The sequence below is a fragment of the Streptomyces kebangsaanensis genome (genome assembly GCF_001906585.1).
GTDB lineage: Bacteria > Actinomycetota > Actinomycetes > Streptomycetales > Streptomycetaceae > Streptomyces > Streptomyces kebangsaanensis.
This window is the reverse complement of the sequence record NZ_JUJA01000045.1, coordinates 23,653-43,254: the sequence shown is the minus strand read 5'-3', so window position 1 is coordinate 43,254 and position 19,602 is coordinate 23,653. Positions and strand designations below refer to the sequence as shown.

Below are 19,602 nucleotides of genomic sequence, written 5' to 3'. Positions count from 1 at the left end.
GCAGCCGACGGCCGTCCGGCACCTCGACGACCGCCGACGCCCCCGCGATGGGCACCCGCCCCAGCGCCTTGGCGAGCAGTCCGCCGACGGTCTCCACGTCCTCGTCGTCGTACTCCTCCAGCCCGTACAGCTCGCCCAGGTCGGTGATGTCCAGACGCGCGGTGACGCGGTAGCGGTCGTCGCCCAGCTCCTCCACCGGCGGCAGCTCGCGGTCGTACTCGTCGGTGATCTCGCCGACGATCTCCTCGAGGATGTCCTCGATGGTGACGACGCCGGCCGTGCCGCCGTACTCGTCGATCACGACGGCGACGTGGTTGCGTTCCTTCTGCATCTCGCGCAGCAGGTCACCGGCGTTCTTGGTGTCCGGCACGAACACGGCCGGGCGCATCGCCGTCGACACCAGCTCGCTCTCCGCGTCCCGGCTGATGTGCGTCTTGCGGGCCAGGTCCTTCAGGTACACGATCCCGACGATGTCGTCCTCGCTCTCGCCGGTGACCGGGATGCGGGAGAAGCCGGAGCGCAGGGCCAGGGTGAGGGCCTGGCGGATCGTCTTGTACCGCTCGATCGTCACCAGGTCGGTGCGCGGCACCATCACCTCGCGCACCAGCGTGTCCCCGAGCTCGAAGACCGAGTGCACCATACGGCGCTCCTCGGCCTCGATCAGCGACTCCTGCTCCGCCAGGTCGACCATCGCCCGCAGCTCCGCCTCGGAGGCGAACGGGCCGCGCCGGAAGCCCCTGCCCGGGGTGAGCGCGTTGCCGATGAGGATCAGCAGCGAGGGGAGCGGGCCCAGCACCCGGGCCAGCGGCACCAGGACGTACGCCGCCGCGGTCGCCGTGTTCAGCGGGTGCAGACGGCCGATGGTGCGCGGGGAGACCCCGACGGCGACGTAGGAGACGAGCACCATGACCGCGATGGCCACCGCCAGCGCCCGGGCCGTGCCCGCGAACGCCTCCAGGCACGCGTACGTGACCAGCGACGCCGCCGCCATCTCGCAGGCCACGCGGATCAGCAGCGCCAGGTTCAGGTACCGGGTCGCGTCCGCGGCGACCTGGGCCAGCCTGGCGCTGCCCCGGCGGCCGGACTTCACGGCCTCCTCGGCCCGGAAGCTGGTCACGCGGGGCAGCGCCGCCTCCGCGCAGGCGGCGAGCCAGGCGACGACCACCAGGGCGATCGCGCCGAGAACGATCTGAGGACTCATGGGCGGCTTACGGCTTACGAGACGGTGGGCGCCGGGGACGGCCCGTGCAGGCCCCGCTCCGCGCGCCAGCCGTCCACGATCGCGGCCTGCAGACCGAACATCTCGGCCTTCTCGCCCGGCTCCTCGTGGTCGTAACCGAGCAGGTGCAGCACCCCGTGGACGGTGAGCAACTGCAGCTCCTCGTCCATGGAGTGCTGCGTCGGGGCCTCGGCGCCCTGCTTCGCGGCGACCTCGGGACACAGCACGATGTCGCCGAGCAGGCCCTGCGGGGGCTCGTCGTCGTCCTTCGACGGCGGCCTCAGCTCGTCCATCGGAAAGGACATGACATCCGTGGGCCCCGGCAGGTCCATCCACTGGACGTGCAGCTGCTCCATGGCCTCGGCGTCCACGACGATCACCGAGAGCTCGGAGAGCGGGTGGATGCGCATCCGGGTGAGCGCGTAGCGGGCGATGTCGAGGATCGCCTGCTCGTCGACCTCGGTTCCCGACTCGTTGTTGACGTCGATCGACATGGTGGTGCTGTTCTACTTCCCCTTGTGCCCGTGCCCGGCGGCCCTGCCGTGGACGGCGGGCTTGTGCGTGCCGTTCTCGGTGCCGTGCCTGCTGTCGTACTTCTCGTACGCGTCGACGATACGGCCCACCAGCTTGTGCCGGACGACGTCCTGCGACGACAGACGGGAGAAGTGGACGTCCTCGACCCCCTCCAGGATCTCCTGCACCTGACGCAGACCGCTCTTCGTGCCGTTCGGCAGGTCCACCTGGGTCACGTCACCCGTGATCACGATCTTCGAGTCGAAGCCGAGGCGGGTGAGGAACATCTTCATCTGCTCGGGGCTGGTGTTCTGGGCCTCGTCCAGGATGATGAAGGCGTCGTTGAGGGTGCGGCCGCGCATGTAGGCCAGCGGCGCGACCTCGATCGTCCCCGCCGCCATCAGCCGCGGGATGGAGTCCGGGTCGAGCATGTCGTGCAGCGCGTCGTACAGCGGGCGCAGATAGGGGTCGATCTTCTCGTAGAGCGTGCCGGGCAGGAAGCCCAGACGCTCGCCGGCCTCGACCGCCGGACGGGTCAGGATGATGCGGTTGACCTGCTTGGACTGCAGGGCCTGCACCGCCTTGGCCATGGCCAGGTAGGTCTTGCCGGTGCCGGCGGGGCCGATGCCGAAGACGACCGTGTGCTTGTCGATCGCGTCGACGTACCGCTTCTGGTTGAGCGTCTTGGGGCGGATGGTGCGGCCGCGCGAGGACAGGATGTTCTGCGTCAGGACCTCGGCCGGGGTCTCGTGGCCGTCGCTCTCCCCGTTCTCGCTCGCCTTGAGCATGGCGATCGAGCGCTCCACCGCGTCCTCCGTCAGCGGCTGCCCGGTGCGGAGCACCAGCATCATCTCGTCGAACACGCGTTGGACCAGGGCGACGTCCGCCGGGCCGCCGACCGCGCTGATCTCGTTGCCCCGGACATGGATGTCGGCCCCCGGGAAGGCCTTCTCGATCACGCGCAGGAGGGAGTCGCCGGAACCCAGCACCGTCACCATGGGGTGCTGGGCGGGGACGGTGAACTGCGCTTTCGCCTGCCCCTGCGCGGGGCTGCTGGCTGCGGGTGTCTGCGTCATGGGCCGGCTCTGAAGGCCTGCTGATTCCTCCTCGTCACGGCCGCGCGACTGACCGCGGCCTCGCGCTTCCCAGGGTACGACGGGCCGACGGCAACCCCGTAGGGTTTTTCGGCGCCCCGGCGGCGGGATCACCGCCGCGCGTCGCCGCGCGGACGGGTCCCGGCCGCGTTCCGGCGCCTCTGCTCCCGCAGCACGTCCCGGAACCAGGTGTACGAGGCCTTCGGCGTCCTTGCCAGCGTGCCGTGGTCCACGTGGACCAGGCCGAACCGGCGTGCGTAGCCCTCCGCCCACTCGAAGTTGTCCAGCAGCGACCAGACGAAGTAGCCGCGCACGTCCACGCCCGCCTCGATCGCCCGGTGCAGGGCGCGGACGTGGCCGTCCAGGTAGGTGATGCGGTCCTGGTCGTCGAGGCCCTCGTAGGAGCAGCCGTTCTCGGTGATGACGACGGGCGGGAGGCGGTCGCCGTAGCGGTCGCGGAGACCGGTGAGCAGCTCCGTCAGCCCCTCGGGCACCACGGGCCAGCCGAAGTCCGTCCTCGGGCGGCCCTCGATCTCCCGGACGGAGAAGGGAAGTTCGGCGGGCAGGGTCACGCCGCCGAACTCGATCTCCGTGCCCCGCGGAGCCCCCACCCGGGTGGGGGCGTAGTAGTTGACGCCGTAGAAGTCGACCGGCTCGGCGATGACCCCCAGATCGGCCCCGACGTCCGTCCCCCCGCCGGACAGCAGGTCGCCGATGATCTCCGGGTAGCCGCCCAGCAGGACCGGTTCCGCGAACATCCGGTTCAGCAGGACGTCGTAGAGATCCGCCGCCTCCACGTCCTCCCGTTCCCCCGACGCCGGCCACGTCGGCCCGTGCGAGTTGGCGATGCCGATGTCCGCGGCCCCGGCCGCGCGCAGCGCCCGTACCGCCAGGCCGTGGGCGAGCAGCTGGTGGTGGGCGGCCGGCAGCGCGTCGAACAGCAGCCGCCTCCCCGGCGCGTGCACGCCCAGGGCGTGACCCAGCAGAGTGTGCTCGGCGGGCTCGTTGAGCGTGATCCACTTTTCTGCGCGGTCGCCCAGGCGTCCGGCGACCACCGACACGTACTCGGCGAACCGCGCGGCGGTGTCCCGCTCCAGCCAGTCCAGCCCCGCCGGCAGGTCCCAGTGGAAGAGGGTCGGCACCGGGCGGACACCCGCCGCGCACAGGTCGTCGACCAGGCGGTCGTAGAAGTCGAGGCCACCGGGGGAGTTCACCCGCGGCCAGGAGACCGAGAAGCGGTACGCGTCCACGCCGAGGCCGGCCAGCAGCGCCACGTCCTCGCGGTGGCGGTGGTAGTGGTCGCAGGCCACCGCCGCCGTCGAGCCGTCCCTCACCCGCCCCGGCTCGGCCGTGAACGCGTCCCACACCGACGGCTCGCGCTCGTCCGCCGCCCCCTCGATCTGGTGCGCCGAGGTCGACACGCCCCACAGGAAGCCGGCCGGGAACTGGGGTATCGGGTTCGTCACCATGGACCGGATCATCCTTACCGCCGGTAACGGAAGTCAACGCCCGGGCGCCGACCGTGAGTCACGCACCCTCCTTGAGCACTCTGGAGATGAGCTCCCGCTGCTCCCCGGTCAGCCGGGGATCGGCCGCGTACACCGTCCGGCCGTCCACCGTGATCTCGTAACTGAACCCGTCGGGCACCCCGGCCGGCGGCGCGGCCCGGCCGACGGCCAGCACCCGCTCGGCCAGCTCCCGCAACTCCTGGGCATCGGGCCGCCCCGAGGTGTCGACCTCGGCACGGCGCTCGATGCCCGCGAAACCTCCCGTGCGCCTCACTCGAATCCGCATGGGTCCGTGTCTAGTACGGAACTACAGCGTCCGCACCCCCACCTGCTCCCAGGCCTTCCGCACGGCCTGCAGCTCGTCGCCGGCGCCGTACCGCTCGCGGGCCGCCTTCACGGTGAGCGTGGCGAAGTCCGCGAACAGCGCGTCCTCCTTCAGGCGGCCGCTCGTCAGCACGTCGTACCAGATCTGTCCGGCCCTCTCCCAGGCGTGGCCGCCGAGCGCGGTGGCGACCAGGTAGAAGGCGTGGTTGGGGATGCCGGAGTTGATGTGCACGCCGCCGTTGTCCCTGCCGGTGTGGACGTAGTGGTCCATCGTGGCCGGCTGCGGGTCCTTGCCGAGCACGTCGTCGTCGTACGCCGTGCCGGGCGCCTTCATGGAGCGCAGCGCGGTGCCGCTGACGCCCGGAGCCAGCAGCCCGGCGCCGATCAGCCAGTCGGCCTCGGCCGCGGTCTGGCCGAGCGCGTACTGCTTGATCAGCGAGCCGAAGACGTCGGAGACCGACTCGTTCAGCGCGCCGGACTGGCCGAAGTAGGCCAGGTTGGCGGTGTGCTGGGTGACGCCGTGGGTCAGCTCGTGGCCGATGACGTCGACCGGGATGGTGAAGTCGAGGAAGATCTCCCCGTCGCCGTCCCCGAACACCATCTGCTCGCCGTTCCAGAAGGCGTTGTTGTACTTCTCGTCGTAGTGCACCGTCGCGTCCAGCGGCATGCCGCCGCCGTCGATCGAGTCCCGCCGGTAGACCGTGAGGTACAGCTCGAAGGTGGCGCCGAGCCCCGAGTAGGCGCGGTTGACCGTGGCGTCCCTGCCGGGCCGGCTCCCCTCGCCGCGGACCTTCTTCCCGGGCAGGTCGGTGCGGTGCCGGGCGTCGTAGATCGTGCGGTGCGGCTGCCCGCCCTGCCGGCCGGCGGGCGGGGCGACGGCGGGTGCGCCGATGACGGTGGTCAGCCGGCGGCGGGTGCGTTCGAGGGCGTCGCGCTCCAGGGTGCGGCGGGCGGGTCCGGCGAGCGCGGGGTCCTCGCTGCGCGCGAGGCGGTCGAGGACGTGGGGCGGCACGATGGTGCAGAAGACGGGCTTGAGGCCCCCGTTGGTCGTCATACCCGGAACCATGGCACTGCGTGACCGTGTTGTCACTACCAGCAACCATGATTGGTGAAATGTCGGGCCAAGGGGGTCTTCGCTCGACGGCGAAGTGGTAGGGAGGGGCAGGGAAGGTTGTCGAACGTGGGGGATGGGCGTGACATCACACACTTTCTGCCCGTTTCATCCCGTCGGTTTCGCATACTGGAACGGGCCCGCGTGTCCGGCGCGGCTCGGCTAGGCTGCGGAGCATCATGCGTTTCGGGCTGCTTCTCCTTAGCTGCCGCGGCGAGGGCCTGTAGTCGAGGCCGACCCCCTCACCGCGGTGTCTGGCGTTGCGCCGTCGGCCGTTTTTCCGGCACCCGCGGACCCGCCCCGCGGACCTTTTCGAGGAGCCCACGCAACCATGGCCAACCGCCAGCAGCCCAGTTCCATGCCGATCCACAAGTACGGCCGCTACGAGCAGGTCGACATCCCCGACCGCACCTGGCCCGGCCGGCGGATCACCGTCGCCCCCCGCTGGCTCTCCACCGACCTGCGCGACGGCAACCAGGCCCTGATCGACCCCATGTCGCCCGAGCGCAAGCGCCGGATGTTCGACCAGCTGGTCAAGATGGGCTACAAGGAGATCGAGGTCGGCTTCCCGGCCTCCGGCCAGACCGACTTCGACTTCGTGCGCTCGATCATCGAGGAAGAGGGCGCGATCCCCGAGGACGTCACGATCTCCGTACTGACCCAGGCCCGCGAGGACCTGATCGAGCGGACCGTGGAGTCCCTCAGGGGCGCCAGGCGGGCCACCGTCCACCTGTACAACGCCACCGCCCCGGTCTTCCGCCGGGTCGTCTTCCGCGGCTCCAGGGACGACATCAAGCAGATCGCCGTCGACGGCACCCGTCTGGTGATGGAGTACGCCGAGAAACTGCTGGGCGACGAGACCGAGTTCGGCTACCAGTACAGCCCCGAGATCTTCACCGACACCGAGCTGGACTTCGCCCTCGAGGTCTGCGAGGCGGTCATGGACGTGTACCGGCCGGGGCCGGGCCGCGAGATCATCCTCAACCTGCCCGCCACGGTGGAGCGTTCGACGCCGTCCACGCACGCGGACCGCTTCGAGTGGATGCACCGCAACCTGTCCCGCCGCGAGTACGTCTGCCTGTCCGTCCACCCGCACAACGACCGCGGTACGGCCGTCGCCGCCGCCGAGCTGGCGCTGATGGCCGGCGCCGACCGCGTCGAGGGCTGCCTGTTCGGGCAGGGCGAGCGCACCGGCAACGTCGACCTGGTCACCCTCGGCATGAACCTGTTCTCGCAGGGCGTCGACCCGCAGATCGACTTCTCCGACATCGACGAGATCCGCCGTACGTGGGAGTACTGCAACCAGATGGAGGTCCACCCGCGCCACCCGTACGTGGGCGACCTGGTCTACACGTCCTTCTCCGGCTCCCACCAGGACGCCATCAAGAAGGGCTTCGACGCGATGGAGGCCGACGCGGAGGCCAGGGGCGTCACGGTCGACGACCTCGAGTGGGCGGTGCCGTACCTGCCCATCGACCCCAAGGACGTCGGCCGCTCCTACGAGGCCGTCATCCGCGTCAACTCGCAGTCCGGCAAGGGCGGTGTCTCCTACGTCCTGAAGAACGACCACAAGCTGGACCTGCCGCGCCGGATGCAGATCGAGTTCTCGAAGATCATCCAGGCGAAGACGGACGCCGAGGGCGGCGAGATCACGCCGAAGGAGATCTGGGCGGTCTTCCAGGACGAGTACCTGCCGAACCCGGAGAACGCCTGGGGGCGCATCCAGGTCAGGACGGGCCAGTCCACGACGGACACGGACGGGGTGGACACCCTCACGGTGGAGGCCACGGTCGACGGGGAGGACACCGTCCTGACCGGCTCCGGCAACGGACCGATCTCGGCCTTCTTCGACGCCCTGCACTCCATCGGCGTCGACGTACGCCTGCTGGACTACCAGGAGCACACGATGAGCGAGGGCGCCTCCGCGCAGGCCGCCTCCTACATCGAATGCGCGATCGACGACAAGGTCCTGTGGGGCATCGGCATCGACGCGAACACGACCCGCGCGTCGCTGAAGGCGGTCGTCTCGGCCGTCAACCGGGCGGCCCGCTGACCGCTTCGACCGGTGTTCGTCCGGGCCCCGGCCGCCTGTCGAGGCGGCCGGGGCCCCGTCGTGCGACCGTCGTATACCGGCCATCCGTTCGCGCAGGTCACGGAGAGGTCTCGTCCGGGGTGCTGACTCCGCCTCACCGATGTGGCTAACATCACGCCTGTGCGGCGATGTTGCCGTGCGGTGACGGAGGTGCGACGTGCTGCCAGTACGGGGACGAAACGGCCGTGCCGCCAGGCTTGCCCGGATGCTGGGCACCCGTACCGCGTGGACGCCGGTCGGCGACGGCGAGTTCTTCTGCCCCGGCTGCGGCGGCGACCGCAACTACCAGCGCCTGAGCGGCCGCCGGCGCTTCACCGTCCTCGGCGTGCCGCTGCTGCCGCGCGGCGTGGCCGCACCGGTCGTCGAGTGCGCCGCCTGCGGCGGCCACTTCGGCACCGACGTCCTGGACCACCCCACCACCACCCGCTTCTCCGCGATGCTCCGCGACGCCGTGCACACCGTCGCCCTGGCCGTGCTCTCCGCCGGCGGCACCTGCTCCCGTACGGCCCTGGAGACCGCCGCGGCCGCGGTCCGCGCGGCCGGCCTCGCCGACTGCACCGAGGAGCAGCTGGCCGCCCTGGTCGAGGCGCTGGCCGCGGACACCGGGCGCGTCTACGGCGACGGCGACCAGCCGTGCGGCGCGGGCCTGGCCATAGAGCTGCACGAGGCCCTCGACCCGCTGGCCCCCCACCTGGCCTCCGCGGGCCGCGAGTCGATCCTCCTCCAGGCCGCCCGCATCGCCCTGGCCGACGGCCCCTACACCCCCGCCGAACACGACACCCTCACCACCGTCGGCGCGGCCCTGACCATCCACACGAACGACGTGACCCGCCTGCTGGCGGCGGCCCGCACACCGTCGTGACACACCACGGCCGGTACCCGGGACGGATGTGGTGGCCCACTACGTCGAGGCGCCGGGAGGCAGCCCCGTGATGGTCGCGGTCTTCGCCGGCGGAGAGTTGCGCAAGGTGGGCCGAGTCGACAAGGTGGGTTCTCGAAGCAGCCCGGCCCGGCCGGGAACTCGCCCACCCGCCGCACCTCGCTCGCCGGCAGCGGGATCCGCGGCTCCGTGGTGACCGGGCAGGCGATGACCCTCCGCAGGCGCGGCGCCGCCTTGCACCTGGGCATGACACCTGCTTTGTACAGTCGCCGCGCCGCACCGGAACACGCCGGAAGGGGGGCCGCCACGCCCATGAGCAAGCAGTCCGAGCCCCGGTGGGACGAACACGCCCCGGGCGTCCTCCGGCTCCCGTCCGGTCGGCTGGTGAGGGGCAGAGGCCTGCGCCGCCCCCTCGACCCGGTGGCGCCGGCCCCGACGTACGGCGTCTACCTCCTTGGCAGGCAGCCTCCCGAGGTCCCCTGGGAGTCCCGCTGGCTGCGCTGGCCCGACTTCCGCCTGCCGTCCGACCGCGCCGACGCCTCCGCCCTGCTCACCGAAGCCTGGGAGCGCGCCGCCACCGACCGTGTGGAGGTCGCCTGCGGCGGCGGCCGGGGCCGCACGGGGACAGCACTGGCCTGCCTGGCCGTGCTGGACGGCGTACCGCCCGCGGAAGCGGTCACCTACGTCCGGGCGCACTACGACCGGCATGCGGTGGAGACGCCGTGGCAGAAGCGGTACGTGCGGCGGTTCGCATAGGGTCGAGGCAGGGGCGCCGCCCGGGCGGGGGCGGAGGGAACCACACGGAGGTGAGCGTTGTCGGCCGGCGTGGTGGTCATCGGTGCCGGAGTCGCGGGACTCACCGCGGCGGTGTGCCTGGCGGAGTCCGGAATGGACGTACGCGTGGACACGGATCGTCCCTCCGGCGAGACGACCTCGGCAGCCGCGGGCGCGATGTGGGATCCGTACCTGGTCGAGCCGGCTCACCTGGTCGACCGATGGAGCCGCGTGACTCTGTCGGTGTTGAACGCGCTGAGCGCCGACGCGGACACGGGGATCCGGCTGGTGGAAGGAACTCACGAGTCCCGGATCCCCTGCGAGATGCCGGAGTGGGGCGGCCTGGTCGAAGCGCGCGTTTGCGCACCCGGTGAACTCCGCCCGGGTTTTGTGTCCGGGTGGCGTTATCGCGCCCCCGTCGTCGACATGCCCCGATATCTGCGCTACCTGGCCCGTCGGTTCGAGCGGGCCGGCGGTCACCTCCGCCGTCACCGCTACCACACGCTCGAAGAAGCGATGCACGAAGCGCCGGTGGTCGTCAACTGCTCGGGTGCGGGGGCCCGGTCGCTGGCTGCGGACGCCTCGGTCGAGGCGGTGCGTGGCCAGCTGGTGGTGGTGGAGAATCCGGGTATCCGGTCGTTCTTCTGCGACGACACCCCGGGGGCGGAGGAACTCACCTACGTCTACCCGCACTCCGACACCGTGGTCCTCGGGGGGACGGCGGTGTCCGGGAACTGGGACCTGCGCCCTGACGAGGCCGCGGCTCAGGAGATCGTCCAGCGCTGCGTCGCGGTCGAACCGTCCATCGCGGGTGCCCGGGTACTTGAGCACCGGGTCGGACTGCGGCCGGTGCGGGGAGAGGTGCGGCTCGAGGAGGAGCCTCGCGAGGGCACTCTGCTCCTGCACAACTACGGTCATGGCGGAGCTGGACTGACCCTGTCGTGGGGATGCGCCCGTGAGGTCGCCGAGCGGGTCCGCGGGGCGACCGGACTCATTCCCTGATCTGCCACTGCCGGCGCTCCGTGATTCCCCTCTCCGAGCCCCTGCGGAAGAGGTACAACCAGGTTCGCGTCGCCAGAACGGCAGTCAGGGCGGCGGTCCACGGCCAACTGGTGGTCTCCGTCGCCACGAGTGCCGCACCGAGTGCCGGCGAGACGGCGGTGAACACCATCAGGGCGATTTCGCTCCGGCTCCGGCGGAACCGGAAAGCGATGGAGAATTCGGAATGCTCGTACCAGGCGATCGCGGCGCTCAGTACGACGGCCAGGACCATGGTCGTCCATGGATTGCCGCTGACTTGGGCGTAAGTGACGGGAAGTGAGATCACGAGAGGTAACACGCCACCGTACTCGGACAGCACATTCCCCCACTTCATGATCTTGCCGAACGAGTTCGAGCGGATCCGGGCCAGTTCACCGGAGGCGCTCGCGTACACGATCAGGGAGAGCACCGTGCTGAAGGTCGCTCCGATGAGCAGCAGACGGACGTCGTCGGGGAAGCTCGTCGAGGTGAAGGCGAAGCCCAGGAGGAAGGTCACAGCGGCGAGAATGGACCCGGAGAAGGCTATGCCCGCCGCTGCTTCCCCGGACTGCAGGGTCGCCGGGTCGTCCCGCTCGAAGCGTGCGATTTCGAACGCGGGTGCACCGGACAGGGTGACCAGGGCCGTTATGGCGTGGTCGGCGGGCGCCAGGGACTCCATGAGCTGTTCCCGGGCGCTCACGTGAACGAGATGCCGTGCATCCGGATCAATGTATTCGACGCGGAACTTGTGCTGGAAGTGGATGGGAAGCGCGTCACCCGTACCGCTGGTGCGCATGACCCGAGTGCCTATGAAGCCGCACGCCAGTAAGAGACGTGTCACCGTCGGCTGTCCGGTGTCCGCCATGGCGGAGATCAGTACCGGTTCGCTCGACTTCTGAGGGATCCGCTGCACCAACTCGGTCAGGAGTCGTGATGCCACGCCCTGCCGACGCACCCCGGACCGGACCGCGATCACCGACAGGCGCACGTGTCCCGGAGAAGGCATCTCTGCGACGACGCAGCCCACCGGTTCGTCCGAGGATTCGGCCACTCGGACCAGATCGTGCGCGAGGGCGTCGGCAAGGAGCGTTGACGACGGCACGACGGCCGCGTCACAAGTCTCGGCCAACAGGGCTCGAAGCCGGGGAAGATCGGCGGGGCGGGCCGTCCGGGTAGACCATGCAGTCATGTCCATCGGTTCCGTTCAGCCGGTCGAGGTGTGGATGGATCCTACAGATCGGATGTGTCATGTACAGGCGGCGCTGCCGCGCTGCGGCGGGACGCGCCGGAGGGGGACGCCAGGGGGCCCCGCCGGCTGCGCCGACCCGTACTTCCGGCTCCCGGCCGGCCGCGTCGCCGCCCGCGGCCGCACCGGTGCACGGCGGAGACGGCCGCTCGGTTCGCCGCGGCGCTCCGGTGAGCGCGGTCCGGCCGCCGGTGGGCTCGTACGCCATGGGCACGGGCCGGGGCGGTGTGGGCATGGGCCGCGAGGAGCGTACGTACAGCCGCGTCCCCTGGGTGGTGGCAGGGAGTGGTGCTGCCCGCCCCCGCACGGGGCGGGGCCGGCGTGGGGGACAATGGACCCATGAGTCTGTTCCGCGACGACGGCGTTGTGCTGCGTACCCAGAAGCTGGGTGAGGCGGACCGGATCATCACCTTCCTCACCCGCGGGCACGGGCGGGTGCGGGCCGTGGCGCGCGGGGTGCGGCGGACCAAGTCGAAGTTCGGGGCCCGGCTGGAGCCGTTCTCGCACGTCGACGTGCAGTTCTTCGCGCGGGGGAGCGAGCTGGTGGGCCGGGGGCTGCCGCTGTGCACGCAGAGCGAGACCATCGCCCCCTACGGCGGCGGGATCGTGACCGACTACGCCCGCTACACCGCCGGGACGGCCATGCTGGAGACCGCCGAGCGGTTCACCGACCACGAGGGCGAGCCGGCCGTCCAGCAGTACCTGCTGCTCGTGGGCGCCCTGCGCACCCTCGCCCGCGGCGAGCACGCCCCGCACCTCGTGCTCGACGCCTTCCTGCTGCGCTCGCTCGCCGTCAACGGCTACGCTCCCAGCTTCGGCGACTGCGCCAGGTGCGGGATGCCCGGTCCGAACCGTTTCTTCTCGGTGGCGTCCGGCGGCTCCGTCTGCGCCGACTGCCGGGTGCCCGGCAGTGTCGTACCCTCGCCGCAGACGCTTCAGCTGCTCGGCGCGCTGCTCACCGGGGACTGGGCGACCGCGGACGCGTGCGAGCCGCGGTACGTCAGGGAGGGCAGCGGGCTGGTGTCCGCCTATCTGCACTGGCACCTGGAGCGCGGGCTGCGCTCACTTCGGTACGTGGAAAAGTAGTGCGTCCGAGCAGTGCGTCCGAGCAGTACGTCTGAACAGTGCGTCCACGACAAGGGAGACGAGAAGCACATGGCCGTACGCGGGATCCTGGGGCGGCAGCGCCGTGAGTACCGGACGCCCGAGCCGCACCCGTCCGGCGCGCGCCCGCCGAAGCTGCCGGGCGAGCTGGTCCCCGAGCACGTGGCGATCGTCATGGACGGCAACGGCCGCTGGGCCAAGGAGCGCGGCCTGCCCCGTACCGAGGGGCACAAGGTCGGCGCCGAGCGGGTGCTGGACGTCCTGCAGGGCGCCCTCGAGATCGGCGTCGGCAACATCTCCCTGTACGCCTTCTCCACCGAGAACTGGAAGCGCTCGCCCGACGAGGTCCGCTTCCTGATGAACTTCAACCGCGACTTCATCCGCAAGACCCGCGACCAGCTCGACGCACTCGGTATCCGCGTGCGCTGGGTGGGCCGCATGCCCCGGCTGTGGAAGTCGGTCGCCAAGGAGCTCCAGATCGCCCAGGAGCAGACCAAGGACAACGACCGGCTCACCCTGTACTTCTGCATGAACTACGGCGGCCGGGCCGAACTCGCCGACGCCGCCAAGGCGCTGGCCGAGGACGTCAGGGCCGGCCGGCTCGACCCGGCCAAGGTCAGCGAGAAGACCATCCAGAAGTACCTGTACTACCCAGACATGCCGGACGTCGACCTGTTCCTGCGCCCGAGCGGCGAGCAGCGCACCTCCAACTACCTGCTCTGGCAGAGCGCGTACGCCGAGATGGTCTTCCAGGACGTCCTGTGGCCCGACTTCGACCGCCGCGACCTGTGGCGCGCCTGCGTCGAATTCGCCTCCCGGGACCGCCGCTTCGGCGGCGCGATCCCCAACGAGGAGCTGCAGGCCATGGAGGGCAGGCAGGACTGACTTGCTCCTCGGGCCGAAGCCCGGGGATTCCGGCACGGGCTCCGGTGCGGGTTCCGCGGCTTCCCGCTTCACCGCGCTGTGCCGGACCAGGCCCGTCGCGGTGGCCGCAGGCGGAGCACACCCGGCCGGTGGGCTCGAACCTGCCGGCCTTGCCGGGACCGGCCGCTGCTCCGTCCTGTGCGGCCCCGACCGCATCGGAACCTGCGCGATGGTGCTCGCCGAGCGGGGCGCGCGCCGCGGAGGACGTGGACGGGCCGCGGTCCCTGCCGGACCGCGGCCCGTCCCGGGTCCGAGCCTCAGTTCCCGGCCGCCGCGCACTCCGCGCAGGTGCCGAAGATTTCCACCGTGTGGGCGACGTTGACGTAGCCGTACTCCCGCGCGACCGCCTCCGCCCACTTCTCCACCATCGGTCCCTCGACCTCGACCGCCTTGCCGCAGACGCGGCAGACGAGGTGGTGGTGGTGTTCGTCGGTGGAGCAGCGGCGGTAGACGGACTCGCCGTCGGAGGTGCGCAGGACGTCGACCTCGCCCGCGTCGGCGAGGGACTGCAGGGTGCGGTAGACCGTCGTCAGGCCCACCGAGTCGCCCCTGTGTTTCAGCATGTCGTGGAGTTCCTGCGCGCTGCGGAACTCGTCGACCTCGGCGAGGGCCGCCGCGACAGCGGCACGCTGCCGGGTGGCGCGTCCCTTCACGGGCGGTCCAGCGGTGGTCACCGGTTGCCTCCTTAGGTCTGGCCTGCCGGCCATTGTGCCAGCCGGGGCTGCGGGAGGTCAGGCGCCGACCTCGCCGGTGGCCCCCCGGCCGGCCGGAATCGCGTACTCCGCCGGGTCCTCGGCCGGGCGTGCCGCGGCCAGTGCCCGCGCGCGCCGCCGGGCCAGTGGAGTGGCCAGCGCGGTGAGCGCGATGAACGCGGCGATGGTCAGCAGCACGATCGTCGCGCCGGGCGGCACGTCCTGGTAGTACGACGTGATCGTGCCGCCGATCGTGACGCTCACCCCGATGGCGACGGCGATCGCGAAGGTCGCGGCGAAGCTGCGGCTGAGCTGCTGGGCGGCGGCCACCGGGACCACCATCAGCGCCGAGACGAGCAGCAGTCCGACCACGCGCATCGCGACGGTCACCGTCACCGCCGCCGTGACGGCCGTCAGCAGGTTCAGGGCGCGCACCGGCAGCCCGGTCACCCGCGCGAACTCCTCGTCCTGGCCGACCGCGAACAACTGGCGGCGCAGGCCGAGGGTGACCAGGACGACGAAGGCGGCCAGCAGGAAGATCGCCACCACGTCCGACTGCGAGACCGTCGACAGCGAGCCGAACAGGTACGACATCAGGTTCGCGTTGGAGCCGCCGGGGGCGAGGTTGATGAACATCACGCCGCCCGCCATGCCGCCGTAGAAGAGCATCGCCAGGGCGATGTCGCCGCGGGTGCGGCCGTACCAGCGGATCAGCTCCATGAGGACCGCGCCCAGGACGGAGACGGCCGCCGCCATCCACACCGGGGAGGCGGACAGCAGGAAGCCCAGGCCGACGCCGGTCATGGCCACGTGACCGATGCCGTCGCCCATCAGGGGCTGGCGGCGCTGGACGAGGTAGATGCCGATGGCGGGGGCGGTGATGCCGACCAGGACGGCGGCGAGCAGGGCCCGCTGCATGAAGGCGTAGTTCAACAGTTCCATCAGCTCAGCAGTCCCGTGCGGATCGGGCCGGCGCCCGAGGCGTCGTGCGGATGTACGTGGTCGTGGCCGGGGAGGGCGTGCTGTCCGACCGCCTTCGGGGGCGGGCCGTCGTGGACGACGCGGCCGTCGCGCAGCACCACCGCCCGGTCGATCAGGGGCTCCAGGGGGCCCAGTTCGTGCAGGACGAGCAGCACCGTCGTACCGGCCGCGACCTGTTCCCGAAGCGTGTGCGCCAGGACCTCCTGGCTGGCCAGGTCGACGCCCGCCATCGGCTCNCGTCCATGATCAGCAGCTCGGGCTCGGCGGCCAGCGCGCGGGCGATCAGCACGCGCTGGTGCTGGCCGCCGGAGAGGGCGTCGACGGGGTCCTTCGCGCGGTCCGCCATGCCGACCAGCTCCAGGGCGCGGTGCACGGCCGTGCGGTCGGCCCTGCGGAAGACGCCGAAGCGGGTGCGTGACAGCCGGCCCGCGGAGACGATCTCGGTGACCGTCGCCGGGACACCGCCCGCGGCGGTCGTGCGCTGCGGGACGTAGCCGACCCGCGACCAGTCGCGGAAGCGGCGCAGCGGGGTGCCGAACAGCTCGATCCCTCCCGCGCTCACCGGCACCTGGCCGATGACGCCTCGCACGGTCGTCGACTTTCCGGAGCCGTTCGCGCCGAGCAGCGCGACGACCTCGCCGCGCCGCACGGTGAGGTCGACGCCGCGCAGGACGGGGCGTGCGCCGAGTTCCGCGGTCACCCCGCGCAGGGCTATGACGGGCTCGCCCATGGTGTCGTCCTCCCTGTCCGAGTCGCTGGTCACTTGGCGCCCAGCGCCTTCTGCAGCGCCTTGAGGTTGGCCTCCATGACCTGGAAGTAGTCGCTGCCGCGGGACTTGTCGGTGATGCCCTCGAGCGGGTCGAGGACGTCCGTCCTCAGATGTGCGTCCCGGGCGAGGGTCTTCGCGGTCTTGTCGCTGACGAGTGTCTCGTAGAAGACGGTCGTCACCCCGTCGGCCTTCGCCGTCCTCTCCAGGTCCCGCACCCGGGCCGCGCTGGGCTCGGACTCCGGGTCGAGGCCGTTGATGGCCTCCTGGGTCAGGCCGTAGCGCTCGGCGAGGTAGCCGAAGGAGGCGTGCGTGGTGATGAAGGTCTTGCTCCTGGTGTTCTTCAGCCCGGTCTCGTACCGGGTGTTGAGGTCGTTCAGCTTCTCGACCAGGGCTTCGGTGTTCTTGCGGTAGTCGGCCGCGTGGGCCGGGTCGCCCTTCTCGAAGGCCTTGCCGACGCTCTCGGCGATCTGCGCGTAGCGCACCGGGTCGAGCCAGACGTGCGGGTCCTTGCCGCCGAGTTCCTCACCGTGGTCGTGCGTGTCGTGGGCGTCGGCGTGCTCGCCGTGCTCGTCCCCGTGTTCCTCCAGCGTGGTCAGGGAGGCGGCGTCGATCTTCGTCCTGATCCCGGACTGGGCGACGGCCTCGTCGACGGAGGGCTGCAGGCCCTTGAGGTAGAGCACCGCGTCGGACTCCTGCAGCCGCGCGGTCTGCCGGGCGCTGATCTCCAGGTCGTGCGGTTCCTGGCCGGGCTGGGTCAGACTGGTGACGTGGACGTGACTCCCGCCGATCCGCTCGGCGAGGAAGGCCATCGGGTAGAACGACGCGACGACGTCGTACTTGCCGCTGCTGTCGCCCGCCGCACCGGAGGAGGAGCAGGCGGAGAGGGCTCCGAGACCGAGAGCGGTGGCCGCCGCGGCCGCGGTCCCGGACATGAGGCGTCGTCGTATGTTCATGACAGTCATTTTCAACTAATATGGAAACCGTTGTCAACAAGCTCTCGTCAGAGGACCGCGCGAGGCCCAAAAGAGCCCTTAACCGGCACCGATTTGGCCGAGGTGGAGCCTCCGCCGGTACCCTGGAGCATCCCGCTCATGAAGCGTCTCGCTTCGTCGCCCGTCGTCGTAATGAAGAGAGCACCGTGGCCGCCGACAAGATCGACACCATCGTCAGCCTGAGCAAGCGCCGTGGCTTCGTATTCCCCTGCAGTGAGATCTACGGCGGCCAGCGCGCCGCCTGGGACTACGGGCCGCTCGGTGTCGAGCTCAAGGAGAACCTCAAGCGCCAGTGGTGGCGTTACATGGTGACGTCCCGCGAGGACGTGGTCGGCATCGACTCGTCCGTGATCCTGGCCCCCGAGGTCTGGGTCGCCTCCGGTCACGTCGCCACCTTCACGGACCCGCTGACGGAGTGCACCGCCTGCCACAAGCGGTTCCGCGCCGACCACCTGGAGGAGGCGTACGAGGAGAAGAAGGGCCGCGCCCCGGAGAACGGCCTCGCGGACATCAACTGCCCCAACTGCGGCAACAAGGGCCAGTTCACCGAGCCGAAGCAGTTCTCGGGCCTGCTCTCCACCCACCTCGGCCCGACCCAGGACTCCGGCTCCGTCGCCTACCTGCGCCCCGAGACCGCCCAGGGCATCTTCACCAACTTCGCCCAGGTGCAGACCACCTCGCGCCGCAAGCCGCCGTTCGGCATCGCCCAGATGGGCAAGTCGTTCCGCAACGAGATCACGCCGGGCAACTTCATCTTCCGCACCCGCGAGTTCGAGCAGATGGAGATGGAGTTCTTCGTCAAGCCGGGCGAGGACGAGAAGTGGCACGAGTACTGGATGGAGCAGCGCTGGAACTGGTACACCGGCCTGGGTCTCCGTGAGGAGAACATGCGCTGGTACGACCACCCGAAGGAGAAGCTCTCCCACTACTCCAAGCGCACCTCCGACATCGAGTACCGCTTCCACTTCGGCGGCAGCGAGTGGGGCGAGCTGGAGGGTGTCGCCAACCGCACCGACTTCGACCTGGGCGCCCACTCCAAGGCCTCCGGCCAGGACCTGTCCTACTTCGACCAGGAGGCCGGCGAGCGCTGGACGCCGTACGTCATCGAGCCCGCGGCCGGTGTCGGCCGGGCGATGCTCGCCTTCCTGCTCGACGCCTACGTCGAGGACGAGGCGCCCAACGCCAAGGGCAAGATGGAGAAGCGCACGGTGCTGCGCCTGGACCACCGCCTGGCCCCGGTGAAGGCCGCGGTGCTGCCGCTGTCCCGCAACCCGGAGCTGTCCCCGAAGGCCAAGGGCCTCGCCCAGACCCTGCGGCAGCACTGGAACATCGAGTTCGACGACGCCGGCGCCATCGGCCGCCGCTACCGCCGCCAGGACGAGATCGGCACGCCGTACTGCGTCACGGTCGACTTCGACACCCTGGACGACAACGCGGTCACGGTCCGCGAGCGCGACTCCATGAAGCAGGAGCGGGTGTCGCTGGACCAGATCGAGGGTTACCTGGCCGCCCGCCTGGTGGGCTGCTGACCCCGGTCACACCTGAACGACGTACGGCCGCCGAGTGGTTCGGCGGCCGTACGCGTTCGAGGAGGGACCGGTGCGGTGCGGGCTACGAGCCCGTCAGCACCGTGTCATCCCCTGGTCAGGTCACGTCCACGGTGACCGTCTTGGAGTGTGCCGTGCCGTGCACCACCCGCAGCTTCTGCGGTCCCTTGGCCATGAGTTTCGTGGTCACGGTGTAGGTGTTGCCCTTCTTGACCACACTGGTCGCGCGCAGGGTGGTCCACTTGCCGTTGACCCAGTGCTGGACGGTCAGCTTGGCGCCGGCCGCCAGGTTCGCGGTGCGCCCGGTGAGGGTCACACTCTGCCCGGACTTGATCGAGGAGTGGCTGGCCCTGACCGTGATCGCCTCGGCTGCCTTGGTCGGCATGGCGGTGTGCGTGCGGGTCGGCATCGGGCTCGGGTCGGTCGCGGCGACTGCTCCGGCCGTTCCGGCCGACAGCAGCGCGGCGGACAGGGCGCCCGCGGCGGCCCCACGGACACAGCGGCTGCGGAGTGTGAGGTGCATGGTGGTCTCCCGTTGATGGATTTCCCCCTTGCGTCACGCGAGTCCCACTGGGCTCACTCGCCCCACTGGGCCATCGCGCCCCTCCAGAGTTCCCCCGGATGGCTCGCGCGGCGACTCGAAAGGGCTCACGGAGCGTGCAAAGGGGCACTCTTTTGATGAAAAGCCACAGCTCAGCCGGGGTGTTCTCGCTTACCTTTTTCTTACCTGGCGGCCGTGGCGGACCCGGTTCGCACCGGGCGGTCACCCGTCAGAAGCCGCGTCCAGGGTCTCGGCGGCGGCTCGGGCGCCG

The 19,602-nt window shown here is 70.7% G+C and carries 19 protein-coding genes and 1 pseudogene; 7 read left to right on the top strand and 13 right to left on the bottom strand.

Annotated elements, in window-relative coordinates:
• The 6 genes from RH94_RS06340 to RH94_RS06315 form a co-directional block, all read right to left on the bottom strand.
• Nucleotides 1-1,201 (bottom strand): hemolysin family protein (locus RH94_RS06340; RefSeq protein WP_073946732.1); only part of this gene is annotated, 1,201 nt, incomplete at its 3' end.
• A gap of 14 nt (nt 1,202-1,215) precedes the next feature.
• The gene (ybeY, locus tag RH94_RS06335) at nt 1,216-1,713 is read right to left on the bottom strand and encodes an rRNA maturation RNase YbeY (protein WP_073946663.1); all 498 of its coding nucleotides are present in this window, start codon (nt 1,711-1,713) and stop codon (nt 1,216-1,218) included.
• A gap of 12 nt (nt 1,714-1,725) precedes the next feature.
• Nucleotides 1,726-2,808, bottom strand: a complete 1,083-nt coding sequence (locus RH94_RS06330; protein WP_073946662.1) for a PhoH family protein — start codon at nt 2,806-2,808, stop codon at nt 1,726-1,728.
• Nucleotides 2,809-2,936: 128 nt separating this feature from the next.
• A complete protein-coding gene (locus RH94_RS06325) occupies nt 2,937-4,307 on the bottom strand; it encodes a GH1 family beta-glucosidase (protein ID WP_073946661.1) in 1,371 nt (456 codons plus the stop codon).
• A gap of 46 nt (nt 4,308-4,353) precedes the next feature.
• Nucleotides 4,354-4,620, bottom strand: a complete 267-nt coding sequence (locus RH94_RS06320) for a protealysin inhibitor emfourin (protein WP_073946660.1) — start codon at nt 4,618-4,620, stop codon at nt 4,354-4,356.
• Nucleotides 4,621-4,641: 21 nt separating this feature from the next.
• The gene (locus RH94_RS06315) at nt 4,642-5,712 is read right to left on the bottom strand and encodes a M4 family metallopeptidase (RefSeq protein ID WP_073946659.1); all 1,071 of its coding nucleotides are present in this window, start codon (nt 5,710-5,712) and stop codon (nt 4,642-4,644) included.
• 388 nt (nt 5,713-6,100) lie between these two features.
• Here RH94_RS06315 and leuA point away from each other — a divergent pair, with 388 nt between their 5' ends.
• From leuA to RH94_RS06285, 4 genes are all read left to right on the top strand, one after another.
• The gene (gene leuA, locus RH94_RS06305; RefSeq protein ID WP_073946658.1) at nt 6,101-7,822 is read left to right on the top strand and encodes a 2-isopropylmalate synthase; all 1,722 of its coding nucleotides are present in this window, start codon (nt 6,101-6,103) and stop codon (nt 7,820-7,822) included.
• Nucleotides 7,823-8,018: 196 nt separating this feature from the next.
• Nucleotides 8,019-8,723 carry a TerB family tellurite resistance protein gene (locus RH94_RS06300; protein ID WP_073946657.1) on the top strand — a complete coding sequence of 235 codons (705 nt, stop codon included), beginning with the start codon at nt 8,019-8,021 and terminating at the stop codon, nt 8,721-8,723.
• A 330-nt stretch (nt 8,724-9,053) separates the two neighbouring features.
• A complete protein-coding gene (locus RH94_RS06290) occupies nt 9,054-9,497 on the top strand; it encodes a protein-tyrosine phosphatase family protein (RefSeq protein WP_073946656.1) in 444 nt (147 codons plus the stop codon).
• 57 nt (nt 9,498-9,554) lie between these two features.
• Nucleotides 9,555-10,517, top strand: coding sequence for an FAD-dependent oxidoreductase (locus tag RH94_RS06285; RefSeq protein WP_073946655.1), 963 nt, complete (start codon nt 9,555-9,557; stop codon nt 10,515-10,517).
• Here the strand turns inward: RH94_RS06285 and RH94_RS06280 are convergent.
• Entirely contained in the window at nt 10,507-11,724 is a 1,218-nt protein-coding gene (locus RH94_RS06280) for a GNAT family N-acetyltransferase (protein WP_073946731.1), read from the bottom strand. The genes RH94_RS06285 and RH94_RS06280 overlap by 11 nt on opposite strands.
• 396 nt (nt 11,725-12,120) lie before the next feature.
• Between RH94_RS06280 and recO the strand changes: the two genes are divergently transcribed.
• Both recO and RH94_RS06270 read left to right on the top strand, forming a co-directional pair.
• Nucleotides 12,121-12,867, top strand: a complete 747-nt coding sequence (recO, locus tag RH94_RS06275) for a DNA repair protein RecO (protein WP_073946654.1) — start codon at nt 12,121-12,123, stop codon at nt 12,865-12,867.
• A 69-nt stretch (nt 12,868-12,936) separates the two neighbouring features.
• On the top strand, nt 12,937-13,770 hold the full coding sequence (locus RH94_RS06270; RefSeq protein WP_073946653.1) for an isoprenyl transferase: 834 nt from the start codon (nt 12,937-12,939) through the stop codon (nt 13,768-13,770).
• Between the two features lie 296 nt (nt 13,771-14,066).
• Here RH94_RS06270 and RH94_RS06265 read toward each other — a convergent pair whose 3' ends face one another.
• The 5 genes and pseudogenes from RH94_RS06265 to RH94_RS06250 all read right to left on the bottom strand — a co-directional run bounded on the left by RH94_RS06265 (nt 14,067) and on the right by RH94_RS06250 (nt 17,204).
• A complete protein-coding gene (locus RH94_RS06265; RefSeq protein ID WP_073946652.1) occupies nt 14,067-14,483 on the bottom strand; it encodes a Fur family transcriptional regulator in 417 nt (138 codons plus the stop codon).
• A gap of 57 nt (nt 14,484-14,540) precedes the next feature.
• Nucleotides 14,541-15,443 (bottom strand): metal ABC transporter permease, encoded by a 903-nt coding sequence (locus RH94_RS06260; RefSeq protein WP_073946651.1) that lies wholly within the window; start codon nt 15,441-15,443, stop codon nt 14,541-14,543.
• Nucleotides 15,443-15,718 (bottom strand): annotated as a pseudogene (locus RH94_RS42535) (ABC transporter); the annotation flags it as partial. The pseudogene RH94_RS42535 and the gene RH94_RS06260, both read right to left, overlap by 1 nt.
• 1 nt (nt 15,719) lies before the next feature.
• Nucleotides 15,720-16,212: metal ABC transporter ATP-binding protein (locus RH94_RS42530; protein ID WP_234425584.1), on the bottom strand; the 493-nt coding region annotated here is incomplete at its 3' end.
• Between the two features lie 29 nt (nt 16,213-16,241).
• On the bottom strand, nt 16,242-17,204 hold the full coding sequence (locus tag RH94_RS06250; RefSeq protein ID WP_073946650.1) for a metal ABC transporter substrate-binding protein: 963 nt from the start codon (nt 17,202-17,204) through the stop codon (nt 16,242-16,244).
• Between the two features lie 185 nt (nt 17,205-17,389).
• Between RH94_RS06250 and RH94_RS06245 the strand changes: the two genes are divergently transcribed.
• Nucleotides 17,390-18,772 (top strand): glycine--tRNA ligase, encoded by a 1,383-nt coding sequence (locus tag RH94_RS06245; protein WP_073946649.1) that lies wholly within the window; start codon nt 17,390-17,392, stop codon nt 18,770-18,772.
• A gap of 115 nt (nt 18,773-18,887) precedes the next feature.
• On the opposite strand, the gene RH94_RS06240 is transcribed toward RH94_RS06245, so the two are convergent.
• Nucleotides 18,888-19,313: a hypothetical protein gene (locus RH94_RS06240; RefSeq protein ID WP_073946648.1), complete on the bottom strand. Its 426-nt coding sequence runs from the start codon at nt 19,311-19,313 to the stop codon at nt 18,888-18,890.
• Nucleotides 19,314-19,602: the final 289 nt, after the last annotated feature.